This window comes from Arthrobacter sp. TmtSoilC51 (assembly GCF_055388015.1).
The window spans coordinates 1,192,543-1,206,419 of sequence record NZ_AP035877.1; the positions used below are offsets into that span (position 1 = coordinate 1,192,543).

At 62.1% G+C, this 13,877-nt stretch carries 15 protein-coding genes; 4 read left to right on the plus strand and 11 right to left on the minus strand.

Going from position 1 to position 13,877, the window contains the following annotated elements:
• The first annotated feature begins 15 nt into the window (after positions 1 to 15).
• The 4 genes from ACZ5G6_RS05580 (at position 16) to ACZ5G6_RS05595 (ending at position 2,955) form a co-directional block, all read left to right on the plus strand.
• Positions 16 to 804: an enoyl-CoA hydratase/isomerase family protein gene (locus ACZ5G6_RS05580; RefSeq protein ID WP_498689990.1), complete on the plus strand. Its 789-nt coding sequence runs from the start codon at positions 16 to 18 to the stop codon at positions 802 to 804.
• Positions 805 to 862: 58 nt separating this feature from the next.
• A complete protein-coding gene (locus tag ACZ5G6_RS05585) occupies positions 863 to 1,480 on the plus strand; it encodes a CGNR zinc finger domain-containing protein (protein ID WP_223936100.1) in 618 nt (205 codons plus the stop codon).
• 81 nt (positions 1,481 to 1,561) lie between these two features.
• Positions 1,562 to 2,443 carry a sulfurtransferase gene (locus ACZ5G6_RS05590; RefSeq protein ID WP_498689993.1) on the plus strand — a complete coding sequence of 294 codons (882 nt, stop codon included), beginning with the start codon at positions 1,562 to 1,564 and terminating at the stop codon, positions 2,441 to 2,443.
• A gap of 20 nt (positions 2,444 to 2,463) precedes the next feature.
• Positions 2,464 to 2,955: a PaaI family thioesterase gene (locus ACZ5G6_RS05595; protein ID WP_223936102.1), complete on the plus strand. Its 492-nt coding sequence runs from the start codon at positions 2,464 to 2,466 to the stop codon at positions 2,953 to 2,955.
• Between the two features lie 155 nt (positions 2,956 to 3,110).
• On the opposite strand, the gene ACZ5G6_RS05600 is transcribed toward ACZ5G6_RS05595, so the two are convergent.
• From ACZ5G6_RS05600 to ACZ5G6_RS05650, 11 genes are all read right to left on the minus strand, one after another.
• Complete coding sequence (locus ACZ5G6_RS05600; protein ID WP_223936103.1) at positions 3,111 to 3,713, minus strand: TMEM175 family protein; 603 nt, start codon at positions 3,711 to 3,713, stop codon at positions 3,111 to 3,113.
• A gap of 265 nt (positions 3,714 to 3,978) precedes the next feature.
• Positions 3,979 to 4,278 carry a ferredoxin gene (fdxA, locus tag ACZ5G6_RS05605; protein ID WP_223936104.1) on the minus strand — a complete coding sequence of 100 codons (300 nt, stop codon included), beginning with the start codon at positions 4,276 to 4,278 and terminating at the stop codon, positions 3,979 to 3,981.
• A gap of 6 nt (positions 4,279 to 4,284) precedes the next feature.
• The gene (locus ACZ5G6_RS05610; protein WP_498689996.1) at positions 4,285 to 5,763 is read right to left on the minus strand and encodes an aldehyde dehydrogenase family protein; all 1,479 of its coding nucleotides are present in this window, start codon (positions 5,761 to 5,763) and stop codon (positions 4,285 to 4,287) included.
• Between the two features lie 33 nt (positions 5,764 to 5,796).
• Complete coding sequence (locus tag ACZ5G6_RS05615; protein ID WP_223936106.1) at positions 5,797 to 6,648, minus strand: SDR family oxidoreductase; 852 nt, start codon at positions 6,646 to 6,648, stop codon at positions 5,797 to 5,799.
• Positions 6,648 to 7,574 carry a dihydrodipicolinate synthase family protein gene (locus tag ACZ5G6_RS05620; protein ID WP_498689999.1) on the minus strand — a complete coding sequence of 309 codons (927 nt, stop codon included), beginning with the start codon at positions 7,572 to 7,574 and terminating at the stop codon, positions 6,648 to 6,650. The genes ACZ5G6_RS05615 and ACZ5G6_RS05620 overlap by 1 nt, the downstream gene beginning before the upstream one ends.
• A 38-nt stretch (positions 7,575 to 7,612) precedes the next feature.
• A complete protein-coding gene (locus ACZ5G6_RS05625; RefSeq protein WP_498690001.1) occupies positions 7,613 to 8,434 on the minus strand; it encodes an enoyl-CoA hydratase-related protein in 822 nt (273 codons plus the stop codon).
• Positions 8,431 to 9,699, minus strand: a complete 1,269-nt coding sequence (locus tag ACZ5G6_RS05630; RefSeq protein WP_498690003.1) for a CaiB/BaiF CoA transferase family protein — start codon at positions 9,697 to 9,699, stop codon at positions 8,431 to 8,433. Before ACZ5G6_RS05630 ends, ACZ5G6_RS05625 begins: the two co-directional genes overlap by 4 nt.
• Positions 9,696 to 11,060 (minus strand): FAD-dependent oxidoreductase, encoded by a 1,365-nt coding sequence (locus ACZ5G6_RS05635; RefSeq protein WP_498690005.1) that lies wholly within the window; start codon positions 11,058 to 11,060, stop codon positions 9,696 to 9,698. The genes ACZ5G6_RS05630 and ACZ5G6_RS05635 overlap by 4 nt, the downstream gene beginning before the upstream one ends.
• Before the next feature lie 10 nt (positions 11,061 to 11,070).
• Entirely contained in the window at positions 11,071 to 12,402 is a 1,332-nt protein-coding gene (locus ACZ5G6_RS05640; protein ID WP_223936111.1) for an MFS transporter, read from the minus strand.
• A gap of 163 nt (positions 12,403 to 12,565) precedes the next feature.
• Positions 12,566 to 13,165, minus strand: a complete 600-nt coding sequence (locus tag ACZ5G6_RS05645) for a helix-turn-helix domain-containing protein (protein ID WP_223936112.1) — start codon at positions 13,163 to 13,165, stop codon at positions 12,566 to 12,568.
• Positions 13,166 to 13,254: 89 nt separating this feature from the next.
• Positions 13,255 to 13,635, minus strand: a complete 381-nt coding sequence (locus ACZ5G6_RS05650) for an Hpt domain-containing protein (RefSeq protein ID WP_223936113.1) — start codon at positions 13,633 to 13,635, stop codon at positions 13,255 to 13,257.
• Positions 13,636 to 13,877: the final 242 nt, after the last annotated feature.

Sequence of the window (13,877 nt, forward strand, 5' to 3'; positions counted from 1 at the left end):
AAAGGGCTTATGCCAATGACCCACCTTACGTTCACGGTCCACGACCAGATTGCCACCATCATCCTGGACAATCCACCCCAGAACCGAATCGACCTCCAGATGGCGGACGAGCTTTCCGAAGCCATAACCGCGATAGGCAGGAGCGACGCCCGTGTGGTCATCATTCGGGCTGAAGGTGCGGACTTCAGCTTCGGAGGCGACATCATGACGTGGCCGGGCGCGGAAACGCGGGAGTTGCGTGCCTTGTTTGAGCGGTACATGTCAGTCTTCAACCAGTTGGAGCTGCTGCCGATGCCGGTGATTGCCGAAGTCCAGGGTCTTTGCTTTGGAGGAGGGTTTGAACTCGCCCTGCGGGCTGACCTCATTTTCGCAGCAGAATCAGCCGAGTTCGGGCATCCCGAACAAACTCTTGGCATCGTTACCCTCTTGGGTGGCATCTACCGGGTTGCCGAAAGGGCAGGCAAGAGCCGGGCGGCAGAATGGGCTATGACTTCGGAGAAAGTATCCGCTTCTGAAATGGACCGTGCAGGAGTCGTGAACCGCGTCGTTTCCGAGGACAAGCTCACGGAAGAAGTCTTGGCGTTTGCCCGGCGCATCGCCACCGGAGCCACACAGGCATACGCTGCGCATAAGGCACTCCTGAGAACCTGGTCGTTGGGCGGCGTCGCTGCGGCAGACCAAGCGATGTTCGATATCGCCATGCCGTTGTTTGAACGCGAAGACACCCAAACCGGGCTGAAATCGGCCGTGGAGGCACTGGAAGCGGGAAGGCCGCGCCCTGTGTTGGAATTTCAAGGGCGCTAATCGCACTTAACATGGTGGATGGCCAAGGGTGCCCTGAAAGTTGGCGAGAGGGGATGCAGTGAGCGACTGGAACGCGACGCAACGCTATGACATGGAATGTGCTCCTGGAGGGCTCGGTTTTGTGCATGACCTGCTCAACACGAAATCCGCTGGAAAGCCGCGAAGGACCGATTTGTTGCTTGATCTCGGGCTTGCCCAGGATTGGCTGGATGCTGGACTGAAACAGTGGGCACTGGCCACCGGCCGGCGTTATGTCGAAGTCAAACTTACGGAACGCGACCTGGAACACCTGCGGTACTTTCGTGATGAACTTGCAGGCACCCTAAACGCCGGAGGCGACCCGGACGCCGTCGTTGGTTCCGACATCGACGCTTTGCCCACAGTCTGGACGACCGCCACATCCTTGAGGCTCAAATCGAATGGCGAGATCCAGGCTGAACCGCAGGGAGCCGGAGCCGGGCATATTGAATCCCTGGCCATGACGGAGATTTTCCAGGCGCAACTGGCAGGGACCTGGCATCGGCTCAAACTGTGCCGCAGCGAAAAATGCAGGGTTGCGTTCTTTGATCGCTCACGCAACAACAGCGGCGTGTGGCATGACGTAAAAATCTGCGGAAACCCGGCGAATCTCCGGGCGCACCGGGCCCGAAAACTTGAATCAAGGCTCGTGAATTGACTCCCATTTCTGTTCGTTCGTGAACAGTGGGCAGAAGGGGTCTTTTCGCTCACCGGGCTATTAACCCCACTAAGGACCTCAATGCAAGCTTTACCTCCTGACAATTCCGCCCGAATCACTGAGTACGCGCATTCTGACAGACTGGTTACAGCCGAATGGCTTGTACGGCACATAGCTGATGACAGACTGGTCATCGTGGAGTCTGACGAGGATCCGCTTCTTTATGAACTGGGCCACATTCCGTCGGCCGTCAAAATTGATTGGCATACAGATCTGAACGATCCTGTTATCCGCGACTATTTGACAGGGCGGGAATTTGCCAATCTTATGACGTCCAGGGGTATTTCTCGGGACAGCACCGTTGTCATTTATGGTGACAAGCACAACTGGTGGGCTGCCTATACCCTCTGGGTGTTCCGGCTCTTTGGCCATCCTGACGTCCGCTTGCTCGACGGCGGGCGGGAAACGTGGATCTCTGAAGGGCGTCCCCTCGAGACGTCGCTGCCGCCCGCCAAGACCGCAACGTCCTATCCGGTAGTCACGCGCGATGACTCGTCCATCCGGGCGTTCAAGGATGACGTCCAGGAACACCTCGGCCTATCCCTCATCGACATCCGCAGCCCTGAGGAGTACACGGGTGAGCGGACTTCAATTCCCGACTACCCGCAGGAGGGGGTCCTCCGTGGAGGGCATATCCCTGGGGCGCGCAATGTCCCGTGGGCGCGGGCTGTTTCGGATAATGGAACGTTCAGGCCGCGAAGGGAACTGGAGGAGATCTACTTCCATGAAATTGGCCTCAAGGTGGACGATGAAGTTATTACCTACTGCCGGATTGGTGAGCGTTCAAGCCATTCCTGGTTTGCCCTGACTTTCCTGTTGGGTATGGACCGGGTGAGGAACTACGACGGTTCCTGGACAGAATGGGGCAATGCAGTCCGGGCTCCCATAGCGGTAGGTAATTGAAGCGAACAAGAGGAGCTTTAGTGAGTGAGCGTAAACGAGTCGTAGCCTGGGACGATCCGGCCATTGGCGCGGCTGCCATGCCCGGCATGAGCGGCTTGGAATACCTGCACGCAATGATGGGCAAAAAACTGCCACCCCCACCGATGGGCGAATTACTGAACATGACCCTGGTGGATGCGGCACCGGGCACTGCCACCTTTACCTGTGATCCCGACGAGTCCCATTACAACCCAATCGGCTCGGTTCACGGCGGGCTCCTATGCACCCTGCTCGATTCCGCCCTTGGTTGCGCCGTGCAGACGACCCTTCCCAAAGGCCAGGGTTACACCTCCATAGAGATTAAGGTGAACTACCTTCGCTCAGTGCTTGCTGACAGCGGCCCACTGACCTGTGTAGGTGTTGTATCGAAGCCCGGCAATCGCGTTGCCTTCGCGGACGCGACTGTCACGGACGCCAGAGGCAAGCTCGTAGCTACCGCCACAGGCTCCTTACTCGTCTTCACGATCGACTGATGTTTGATGAACATGTCCAACCCGGCGGGGCTCTCCATGCCCGTTCGCTGGCTTCTGCCCTCTGAGTGAGCCGGTCGGAGATCGACCGCGAAGAGTAGACGTCCGTTGCCGAAAGGACTCGTAGTCCGGGAACGTGCACTAGACCGCTTTACCGATTAGCCGGCGCCGTTGTCGCCTTGATGAGTCCTGGCGACAAAGTGCTCAACCCGGCGGTCCGGCACCAGCCAGATCAGCGCCACGACGGTGAAGATGGCGATCCCGAAAAGGGGCTGGATCGGTGTGACTGCGATGCCGACAGCATAGATCACGGGGGACGCTTTGCCTTTCCAGTCACGGCCGAGAGCCCGGGCCAGGGCCCCATCCCTGCCTTGGGCGGCGATCAGCCGACGTTCCAGGATGTAGTATGCGATCGCAGCACACAGCAGGTTGATTCCATACAACAGGACGGGGACCTGCACGAAGCCGGACTCATCCATCCACCGTGTCGTGAAGGGGAAGAGCGACAGCCAGAACAGCAGGTGCAAATTGGCCCAGAGGATCCCGCCGTTCACTCGCCCGGCCAGGTGGATCATGTGGTGGTGGTTGTTCCAGTAGATCCCGACATACACGAAGCTCAGAAGGTAGCTGAAAAGGGTCGGCAGAACTGCGGCAACACCCTCCCACGTTGGCGCTTCCGGGGTGTGCAGCTCCAGGACCATGATGGTGATGATGATGGCCAGTACGCCGTCACTGAACGCCTCGAGCCGGTTCTTGTTCACCGCCCCCGGTCCCGTCGCACGTGGCACTGCTTTCGGGTCACCCTGTCATCAGCCATAGTCGGCTCCTCTGAAGGTCTGCACTGTAGGGGGCGACACGCACCCGGTGGATAGAGTACACCCGTCTCTTTGGCGGGATGCGAAGGTAACGCCGTCGAGGGGGCGTGACAGCGTACGTGGACATTGAAGACGCCGCTTCACGTCGTTGATCGGTACGGCTTCCAAACCCGCGATGTTGGCTAGTTGGACTCGGCGTTGGCCAGACCGACTACAAGACCCGCACCGGGGCCGCGGTCACCACAGGATGATCGCGGCCCACGTCCTCGAAGATATCCGCCTCGAAGAACTCCGCGTTCGCCCTGACGTAGTCTGCCCACTCGTCAGGCACGTCCTCCGCGTAGTAGATCGCCTCTACGGGGCACACGGGATCGCATGCCCCGCAGTCAACGCACTCGGACGGATGGATGTAGAGCGAGCGTTCGCCCTCGTAGATGCAATCCACCGGGCATTCGTCAATGCACGCCTTGTCCTTCACATCCACGCAGGGCTGTGCGATCACGTAGCTCATGGCGTACTAAACACCGGTGTAGACGGTCTTGCCCCAGGTGTAGAAGTCCAGGGCGGACCTGCCTTGCTCGCGGAAGGTGTTGGTGGAGGAATCCTTCACGCCGCCGAAGGGGACGTTCAGGTCCAGCCCGGCAGTGGGCCGGTTGATCTTCACCACGCCAGCTTGCGCCCTGGCAGCGAAGTCCGTGGCGAGGGCCAGCGAGTCCGTGCAGATGCCGGCCGTGAGCCCGTAGCGGGAGTCATTGATGGCGGCGAGGCCGGTTTCATAGTCGGCCACTTCGAGAACGGCCACTACTGGACCGAAGATCTCTTCCGTTACGGCGGCGTCGTCGAACGGCAGCCCGGCGAGAATCGCCGCCGGGAAGAACAGCGCACCGCTGGGGTCGCCGTCGTACTGTCCGTGCAGAAGTGTGGCCCCGCGTTCGACGGCGGTACGCACCGCTGCCTGGTCCTGCTCGAATTGCTGCCTGCTCACTACAGCGCCCATCCGGGCGTCGCCATCAAGTCCGTCACCGCTCGTGTAGTCGGCGGCCTCCTGCACCAAGGCCTCGAGGAAGGCGGAGCGGATGCCGGGCGTCACGTAGACGCGGGACGTTGCTGTGCACGCCTGTCCCGTCAGGCCGAATGCGCCTGCCGCTACTACCTTTGCAGCTTCGCGGGGATCGGCGTCATCCAGCACCAGCACACCGTTTTTGCCGCCCATTTCGAGCTGTACCCGGGCGCGCCGGGCATTGAGGATCTCCTGCAGCCCAAGGCCAACATTGGTGGAACCCGTGAACGACAAGCCGGCAATGCGGGGGTCCCGGGCCAGCGCGTCACCCACCACGCGGCCCTTCCCGTGCACCACGTTGAACACGCCGGAGGGCAGTCCGGCGTCCTGCAGGGCACGTGCCAGATGGGTGGTGGACAACGGAGTGAGCTCGGCGGGTTTGATCACCACGGCGTTGCCGCTGATCAGGGCAGGCGCGGTTTTCCATGCCGGAATGGCGATGGGAAAGTTCCACGGGGTAATGAGTCCCACCACGCCCAACGGTTCGCGACGCGTCGTGATGGTGGTGTCTGGCAGGCCGCTTGGCAACACTTCGCCGGTTGCTGCCCAGCCCAGCGAGCCGAAGAAGCGCAGCACGTCAGAGGCACGCTTGACCTCACCCTTTGCCTCCGCCAGCGTCTTTCCTTCCTCACGGACCAGGTCTTCGGCGATGGCGTGTTGGCGCTCGTTGAGCAGGTTTCCGGCCGCGATGACGATGGCGCCCCGGGCTGGTGCTGGCAGGGCCGCCCATGACGGTTGGGCTGCGACGGCCGCGGTGATGGCGGCGTCCACGTCCTGGGCGCTGCCGCTGGGTGAGAGGGCTGCGAGTTCGCCTGGCCGGGCCGGATTCATTCGCTGTGTGTCCGCGTCTCCGAGCCATTGGCCATTGATGAGGTGCTGGGCGGTCATCGTCTGCGGGTCGGTGATCGCCTGCGGGTCAACTGCTGTGGAAGTCATGATGTTCCTTAGGATTTCGGGAGGGAGGGGTGGCTAGAGGCTACGGATGAGGCCGCCGTCGCACCTCAGCGCGACGCCGGTGATGTACGACGCCGGCGCGCTGCACAGGAAGGCGGCAGCCGCACCGAACTCAGCAGGTTCTCCATAGCGTCGGGCGGGGATGGTCTTGCGGGATTCGAGCTGGATGTCTTCCAGCGTGGTACCGCGTCGCTTGGCGGCGGCGTGGTCAAGTTGGGTGACCCGGTCGGTGGCGATGCGGCCTGGCAGAAGAAGGTTAACGGTGACCTCGTCCAAGGCAACTTCGGCAGCGAGGGTCTTGAGGTATCCGGCCAGGGCAGCCCGTCCGGTGTTGGAGACGGCGAGGTTGGGAAGCGGGGCTGTCACGCCGCTGGATCCGATAGCCAGGATCCGGCCCCATCGCCGTTCCCGCATACCCGGAAGTACCTGGGAAACCAAGGCGTGCTGCGGTTTGACCAGGAGATCAAACGCCGCTGCCATGTCATCGGAGCTCAGCGTGGCTGCGGCACCGGGTTTGGGGCCTGGGCCGTTGAGGACCAGGATATCGATGGGTCCCAAGTCCGCGACCGTCTGTTCGACTGCCGATTCGATGCCCTCGGGCGTGGTCAGGTCCGCCTCGATCGCCACGGCGTCAAAGCCCTTGGTCACGATGCCGGAAGCACCGGAAACACGGTTCCCGGAGGCGCCGGCAGTACCAGTTCCGTACGCGGCCTGCAGTTCAGCGACGATCTCCTTTGCGCGGTCCCGACGACGGCCCACGATCGCCACGCGCACGCCTTCAGCAGCGAGGGCACGGGCCACGGCCAGGCCAAGCCCACCGGTGGAAGCGGCGACCAAGGCTGTCTTGCCCGCAATTCGTAGATCCATCAGAAGCTCCTTACCGGCAATGTGGCATTTTCAAGTGCAGCAGCTGCCTCACGAAGATGTGTGCCCATGCTCCCGCGCAGGACTTCGGGGAAGCCCGCTGCAGGGGCACGAACGCCAGAGTCCTTGATGAGTCCCCGTTCGCGCAGGCACTCCTTGCGAATAGCCAGCGCCACTTTCGCCTGCTGCTCAAAGTTGATCAGCGGCAGATAGGGGAGCAGTTCGCGCTGGGCTGCTTCATAGCCATCCTGCTGCCATGCCCGCACACACGCTATGAGGACTTCAGGGTAGGAGAAACCCGTCATTGCGCCTGCTGCGCCAGCCATCAGTTCGTCCAGGAGTCCCTGCCCGCCGAGGCCACCAAAGACTGAAATCCAGACGCCGGCACGCAGCTCCGCGATCGCGACGCTGGTGGGCGGTGCTTCGGCCTTGACCGCAATGACGAAATCACAAGAAGCCACCACCTTGATCAGTGCGGATGTGGGGATACTAACGCCACTCGCCAACGGATAGTCCTGCAGGACCACCTTGGCGCCGGTAGCCCGGTGGATGGCATCCAAGTGCGCAGTCACCGTCTCGGGCTTGGCAGAGTTAGCCTGCACCATCACAGCTGCCAGGCGTTCTCCGGCAACGTCCTGAGCTGCCCGGACTTCCTCGATGGCGGGCCGGGTGGCCAGGGCGGTCACGCCCACCACCAATGGCAGCGCGGTGCATTCGACGGCGGTTTCCAGCACTTGCCGGCGTTCCTCAGCCGTCAGTGCGGCTGCTTCGCCGAAGACTCCCAGTACGGTGAGTCCCGTGGCGCCGATGGCCTCGTAATGCTCCACGAGCTCGGACAAACTGTCCAGGTCCACGTCCAGCGTGCTGCCTTGGAATGGCGTGGCGACAACGCCCCACACTCCTGGAGCTAGGGATTCACGCGCCTGCATCGGGGTCTCCTTCTCGTCATTCTGAATGGTGTCCTGCATCAACGTCCCGGCCAGACTGGGGGGCGCTTTTCCTGGAAAGCACGCACTCCCTCTGCGGAGTCTTCACTGTCCAGCGCCCCCATAAGAGCCGGAAGCCGCAGGCCGCGGGCTTCCCTGGCCGTCAGGTGGGAGGTCTGCGTCACCATCTGCTTCACCGCGCGGACTGAGGTGGGGGCGCAGGCAAGGATCTGGTCCACCCAGCGCTGCACAGCGGCGTCGAGCTCTTCGGCAGGAACAACTTCGTTGACCAGCCCCATGGACTGCATCTCGGCAGCGTCTGCCTTGCGGCCTGTCAGGAGCATCCCCATGGCCTGCGTATAGGGGATCCGCCGCACCAACTGGTGGATGCCGCCGTCGAGCGCCAATCGCCCAACGCGAGGTTCCGTCAAGCCGAACTTCGCGGTGTCGGCTGCCACCACAATGTCGGCACCCAGCACCATTTCCATGCCGCCGCCCAGGGCGTAGCCGTTGACCTGGGCGATGACAGGGATGTCCAAACTGGTGCGCAGGCTCAGGCCGCCGAAGCCGTTGGGGTCCAGGCCGGCCCAATATTCCAAACCGGTCTTGTCCACGGCGGAGGCCGACATGTCAGCACCAACGCAGAAGGCACGGGACCCGGCACCGGTGATGACAACCGCACGTACGGACGGATCCTGCTCAAGCTGGGCCCAGATCTCGTTTAGCCGTGCATGGGTGGTGCCATCCACGGCGTTGAGGACGTGTTGACGATCGATGACCACAGTTGCCACGTGGTTCTCGATGGTCAGCGTCACAACATCCACCGGCGCCTCTACCGAGGCTTGGACAGCTGTGGCCGTCACCGCAAGACCCCCAGCTGCTGCAGGCGCTCGATCGTCTCGTGGTCGAAGCCGTTCTCCAGCAGGACCTCCACATTGTGCTCCCCGAGGCGCGGTGCGGCGCGGCGGATGGTGGGCGGAGTGGCGGAGAGCCGGATGGGAGCGTTCAGCATACGGACAGTGCCGACGCCGGGGTGCTCTGCTTCCACGATCATCCCGTTGGCCTCTGTTTGCGCGTCCGCCAAGGCCTGTTCGAGGGTGTGCACGGGGGCATTCAGCAGCCCCTGCTCCTCAAGCTGCTGTGTCCAATACTCAGTGGTATTGGTGGCGATGCGCTCGCGGAAGATGGCCTGCAGTGCGGGCTTGTTCTTGAATTGCTGCTCAAGGTTGGAGAATTCGGGCCGCCGGGTGAGGTCCTCGTCCAAGCCAAGGGCTTCAGAAATCCTGGCCAGGGGATCGGGCGTGAAACCACCCACCATGCATACGGCGCCGTCGGTGGTTTCGAAGACACCGCTCAGCGGCATGGCGCCCCAGTTGACCTCGTAGCCGCGGTTGAGCTGCATGCACGCTTCCTGCATCTGCAGGTGCAGCATGGAGTCGTACATAGTCACTTCCACCTTCTGGCCCACTCCTGACGCTTCGCGCGTGCGCAGTGCCAGAAGGATGCCCTGCATGAGGTGCATGCCGGTGATGTAGTCGCACAGGGTGGTGGGGTAGATGGAGGGCTTGGCATCATCGGATTCGCGGCGCCACATCACTCCCGAATACGCTTGCGCGATCGCGTCCTGGCCACCTTTATGGGCGTAGGGCCCCTCGGGGCCGAAACCCGTGCCCGAGGCCCAGATGATTCCCGGGTTCGCAGCTTTCAGTTCCTCGTAGCCGAAGCCCATCCGTTCCATGACTCCGGAGCGGAAGTTGCTGACCACTACGTCCGCATCAGCGATGAGCCGGTGCAGCACCTCACGCCCTTCGTCGGTGCGGGTGTCCACGGAGACGCTGCGCTTGTTCCGGTTGATGGACAGGAAGATCGGGTTGTCCTGGCCATCTTGATCCGGGAAGGAATTGCGCGAAATATCGCCTGCGCCAGGACGTTCCACCTTGATGATGTCTGCCCCATAATCGCCCAGCAGCTGGGTGCAGGACGGACCCATGAACACCTGGGTGAAGTCCACGATTTTGATGCCGTCAAGCGGCAGCGGGGTAACTGCCGCAGCAGCTGAGGCGCCGGCGGCAGCGGCGGCAGGGGCCGTCGTCGTGCTTTCAGTCTGGTCGAGGAGAACGGTGCTCATGCCGGCACCGCCTCGTTGGAGTCCACGGTAGCGTTCGACGACGGGACGTCGCCTGGGTCAGCACCATGCCGGCGCATGCCCTGCTGGATATCCAGCGCGGAGACGTCGCGGACCAACACGTTGTTCTCCACGGCGAGGGCGGCCGCAACGCCGACGGCCTGTCCCATTGCCATGCAGGGCGGGATTTCGCGCGACATTTTCTGTGCCTCGGGGGTGGCGGAGTAGTGGCGGCCGGCGACAAGGAGCTGGTCCACTTCCTTGGGGAGCAGCGAGCGGTACGGGTAGTAGTAGTCACGGCCGCGGGCAACGGTGTCCGCGAAGTGGCGCCGCTGGGTGACGTCGTCCTTGGTCATGACGTACTCGCCTTGCAGGAGCCGGGTCTGGCGGACTCCCATCTGGGAGGCTACGTCCAGCATGTAGCAGTTTTCGAAGCCAGGCAGGTTGGCGCGGACGTATTCTACGGCCTCGGAGATGCGGTCACGGGCGGCGAACTCAGCAGCAGTCATGTCCGCCGGGTCAACGCCGTCGAATCCGCTCATGTGCGGGGCGTTGCACCAGACCACGCCGTCGATGGGGGTCTTGAGCCACCAGAGTTCCCAGGCGCCGCCGAGGAGGCGCTTGATCTTGCGGTTGATGGCGCGCGCTTCCTTGGGGTTGGCTTGTTCGAAGGCTTCGGCTGCCTTGGTGTTCACATTGCCCAATCGGAAAACGAGCGTGGTGAGGTAGTTGTCCTTGGCGTAGCTGGCGCCGGCGCGGGAGGCGACGTCGATGTCGCCGGTGGTGTCGATCACGACGTCGGCCATGAACGCCTGCGGGCCGAGTTTCGTTTCGCAGATGACGCCCTTGATCACGCCGTTGTCCACAATGGGACGGGAGAACCAGGAGTGCAGGCGGAGGTCCACGCCGGCCTCTCGGACGAGGTCGTTGGAGACGCGCTTCCAACCGTCGGGATCGAAAGCCGCGGCATAGCAGATGGGCTTGGGGTGGGTGTGCGAGTGGAAATCGAAGGTGCCGTAGCGGCCCCACTTGTTCCAGAGTTCCTCGGAAGTCTTGCGGTCATCGGCGGGCGGGACGATTGCCAGGCCAAGCTTTTGCAAGCGCTCCACGTACTCGGAGACGATGCCGGTGACGGTGATTTCCTGGCCATTGATCATGTCATCGAGAACCAGGACCATACCGCCGGAAGCGAGTCCGCCCAAGGACGAGTAGCGTTCCAGGAGCGTGACTTTGGCTCCTGAGCGGGCGGCGGTAACCGCTGCGGCGACGCCTGCGGGACCACCGCCGACTACCAGGACGTCGGATCGTGAGATGACCGGGGCGGTGAGGTCCGGCGTCGTAGTGCTGAGTTCAAGGGTGTTCATGGGAGGTTCCTTACTTTCCGACGAAGATGCCGTTGGAGCGGCGTGCGGCGAGGTAGAAAACGATGCTGAGGATGGAGAGGACGGCCACGTAGACCGGGAAGATCCAGGTCAGGTTCAGGGACTGGAACCAGACCAGAAGGTAGGAGGCGGTGCCACCGAAGAGTGCCACGCCGATGCCATAGCCCAAGGCGACGCCGGTGCCGCGGATGTTCTTGGGCATCAGGGATGAGCTGACCACGTTGTAAAGGGTCATGTTCAGGACCAGGACGATTGAGCCGCCCAGGAGGACTGCGGCGAATCCGCCAATTCCGGGCTGAACGTACATCAGCATGAGGAACACGGACGGGATGGCGAGGATGCGGGTCACCAGGAACCACTTGGACATCGCCTTGCCGTCGGCCAACTTGCCGATGATCCAGCTGCCAACCACCAGGATGGCGCCCAGGATGGTGGTGAGGGCAAACACCGCGGTGGGGTCTTCCTTGAAACCGCTGCGGGCTGCGCTGGGAAGGCCAACGTTCCAGGCGTAGTTGTAGGCCTGTGCTGCACCCACCACGAAGATGATGGCAAGGACGGAGAGCCAGTGCCTACGGACTCCGGACCACACGGCACGCGGCGTGTTCGTGGCCATTTCCTCGGCCTTGAGGGTTTCCGGCAGGGAACGGCGCAGGTAGAGCACCACGAAACCGAAGGCTGCGCCGATGATGAACGGTACGCGCCAGCCCCAATCGGCCATGGCTGCGCCGCCGAGGACAAGGCTGCAAAGGAAGCTCACCAGCGAGGCCAGCAGGATGCCGATGTTCACGTAGAAGGACATGATGCCGGCGACGTAGCCTTCGCGGCCTTCCGGGGCAAGCTCCACAGCGTGGGAGGTGGAGAGCGGGGCTTCGATTCCTGTGGAGATACCTTGCAGGACGCGGCACACCAGCAGGATGACGCCGGCCCAGGCGCCGATGGTGGCGTAGTTGGGCGTGATGGCAATGATCAGCGTGGTGCCGGCCATGAGCATGATGGACAAGAGCATGACCCGACGCCGGCCGATCCGGTCTGCGAGCGTCCCCAGCAGTATGCCGCCCAAGGGGCGGAAGGCGAACCCGACGGCGAACACGGCCAGCGCGTTCAGGGTGGCGGAGAGTGGCTCTGTGTTGGGGAAGAAGTTCGGTCCGATGAAGGCTGACAGGAGGCCGAAGACCATCCAGTCGTACCATTCAAGGGCGTTGCCGAGGCCAAGGCCCAACAGTCCTTTGCGGACCTGGGGAGTGAACTTTGGGTTCTTTGTGGGGGAGGAGTGGCTGGTGCTTGGTGACGGGACGGCGTTGTCCGTCGTTTGGGTGTTGAGCATGGAAGTGTCCTTACGCTGACGCCACGGAGGGCGTGGGAGGGTATGACGCAGGAACGCCTGTTGGAGGAGGCGTGTTGTGCGAAAGTGGCAAGGATTGTCTGCGGCCACGGTTCGTGTCCGGACAGTTAAGGGAAAACGCTGGCGCCGTTGAGGGGCAGCAGTGTTACCACGCGTGTGGTGCGTTGACCCAGATGGCTACGCATACCTCTTCGTAGCTGTTCTTGTACCAGTGGGGGATTTCTGAGGAGTAGGTGATCGAGTCGCCCTCTTCCAGGCTGTAGCAGACGCCGTCGAGATAGACGTCCTTACGGCCGGAAATGATGTAGCAGAACTCTTCACCGCTGTGGGTAAAAGGGGTTGCGCTGGTGTCGTGCCCTGGGGGCGTGCTGATCCACTGCGCTTCGATGCTTCCGTCGCGGTTGGGAGTCAGCAGTTCGTGTACGGCTTCGCCCACGGATTCACGGGTGACGTTCTTCAGGTTGCGTCGTTCGGATCTGCGGACCACGGGTGAGGTGGATTGGTCCTGGCCAATGAAGAATCTCCCTACGGGGATATCCAGGCCGTGGGCCAGTTGGGCGAGGGTGGTAAAGGAAGGGTTGGCCATTCCGCGTTCGATTTGGCTGACGATCGCCTGGCTGAGGCCGGTGATGTCCGAGAGTTGGGCGAGGGTCATGCCCTTTGCCTTGCGCATGGTGCGCACCTTGTTCCCCACAGTTGCCAGCAGTTCGCTGGTGGCTGGCGGTGCAGGAGTCTCGGTAGTCATTGCCGCATCCTTCGTTGGTGAGCTAACTCACACAACTATAGTGAAGATTTTTAGCGAGTCAACGGTTTTCTTTATTTTCGTGAAGATCTTCACGAAAGTGGTGTTTGGAGTTCGCAGATCGTTCCGAAGACGAATGCCTCGATCAAGTTCACTTGGGGCCTAAGTTCCTGAAGGTGGCTGGCGTTGGGGAGGAGCCTGATGCTGATCTCCAATTCAGTGGCCAAGCGGCGCATGCAGATGGCGCCCACCATCTCGCTGGATGTCTTCAGGCTTAGCACCGCGTCCATGGCATCTTCCATGTCCAGGTTGTTCAGCGCGTGATGCAGGCGGCCAACCCGCCACGGCAGGAGGTCTATGTAGCTGCGGACGAACCTGTTGACGATGGACTGGTCTCCGCCAAGTTCTGCCTGGAGTTCGGTGAGGACCGTGGGATCAACCAGTGAGTCTGTGCACTCGTCATACTCAGACACCAAACCCCTCCCGCCTCCGAGCAATAGATTCACGATTCAACAGTAGGTCTCGGGGAACAATTGGAACGCCCGGAATCGAAAGCTTGATCCAATCTTGAGCGGACTCAGAGGGAGTCTTGATCAGAGGCCCCGAAAGTAAGTAAAGGAAATGGAGTAATCGCCGAGAGCGGGGGATCAGGGCGTGGGCACAGAAACGGGAATCAGCATGAACGGTGGTGTTCGGCCCTCGGTGGGTCTCATGG

Coding starts and splice junctions, on each gene's coding strand:
- ACZ5G6_RS05645 (WP_223936112.1), bottom strand. CDS start 13,165: ATGACTACCGAGACTCCTGCACCGCCAGCCACCAGCGAACTGCTGGCA.
- ACZ5G6_RS05630 (WP_498690003.1), bottom strand. CDS start 9,699: ATGAGCACCGTTCTCCTCGACCAGACTGAAAGCACGACGACGGCCCCT.
- ACZ5G6_RS05640 (WP_223936111.1), bottom strand. CDS start 12,402: ATGCTCAACACCCAAACGACGGACAACGCCGTCCCGTCACCAAGCACC.
- ACZ5G6_RS05620 (WP_498689999.1), bottom strand. CDS start 7,574: ATGCAGGCGCGTGAATCCCTAGCTCCAGGAGTGTGGGGCGTTGTCGCC.
- ACZ5G6_RS05635 (WP_498690005.1), bottom strand. CDS start 11,060: ATGAACACCCTTGAACTCAGCACTACGACGCCGGACCTCACCGCCCCG.
- ACZ5G6_RS05610 (WP_498689996.1), bottom strand. CDS start 5,763: ATGACTTCCACAGCAGTTGACCCGCAGGCGATCACCGACCCGCAGACG.
- ACZ5G6_RS05615 (WP_223936106.1), bottom strand. CDS start 6,648: ATGGATCTACGAATTGCGGGCAAGACAGCCTTGGTCGCCGCTTCCACC.
- ACZ5G6_RS05590 (WP_498689993.1), top strand. CDS start 1,562: ATGCAAGCTTTACCTCCTGACAATTCCGCCCGAATCACTGAGTACGCG.
- fdxA (WP_223936104.1), bottom strand. CDS start 4,278: ATGAGCTACGTGATCGCACAGCCCTGCGTGGATGTGAAGGACAAGGCG.
- ACZ5G6_RS05580 (WP_498689990.1), top strand. CDS start 16: ATGACCCACCTTACGTTCACGGTCCACGACCAGATTGCCACCATCATC.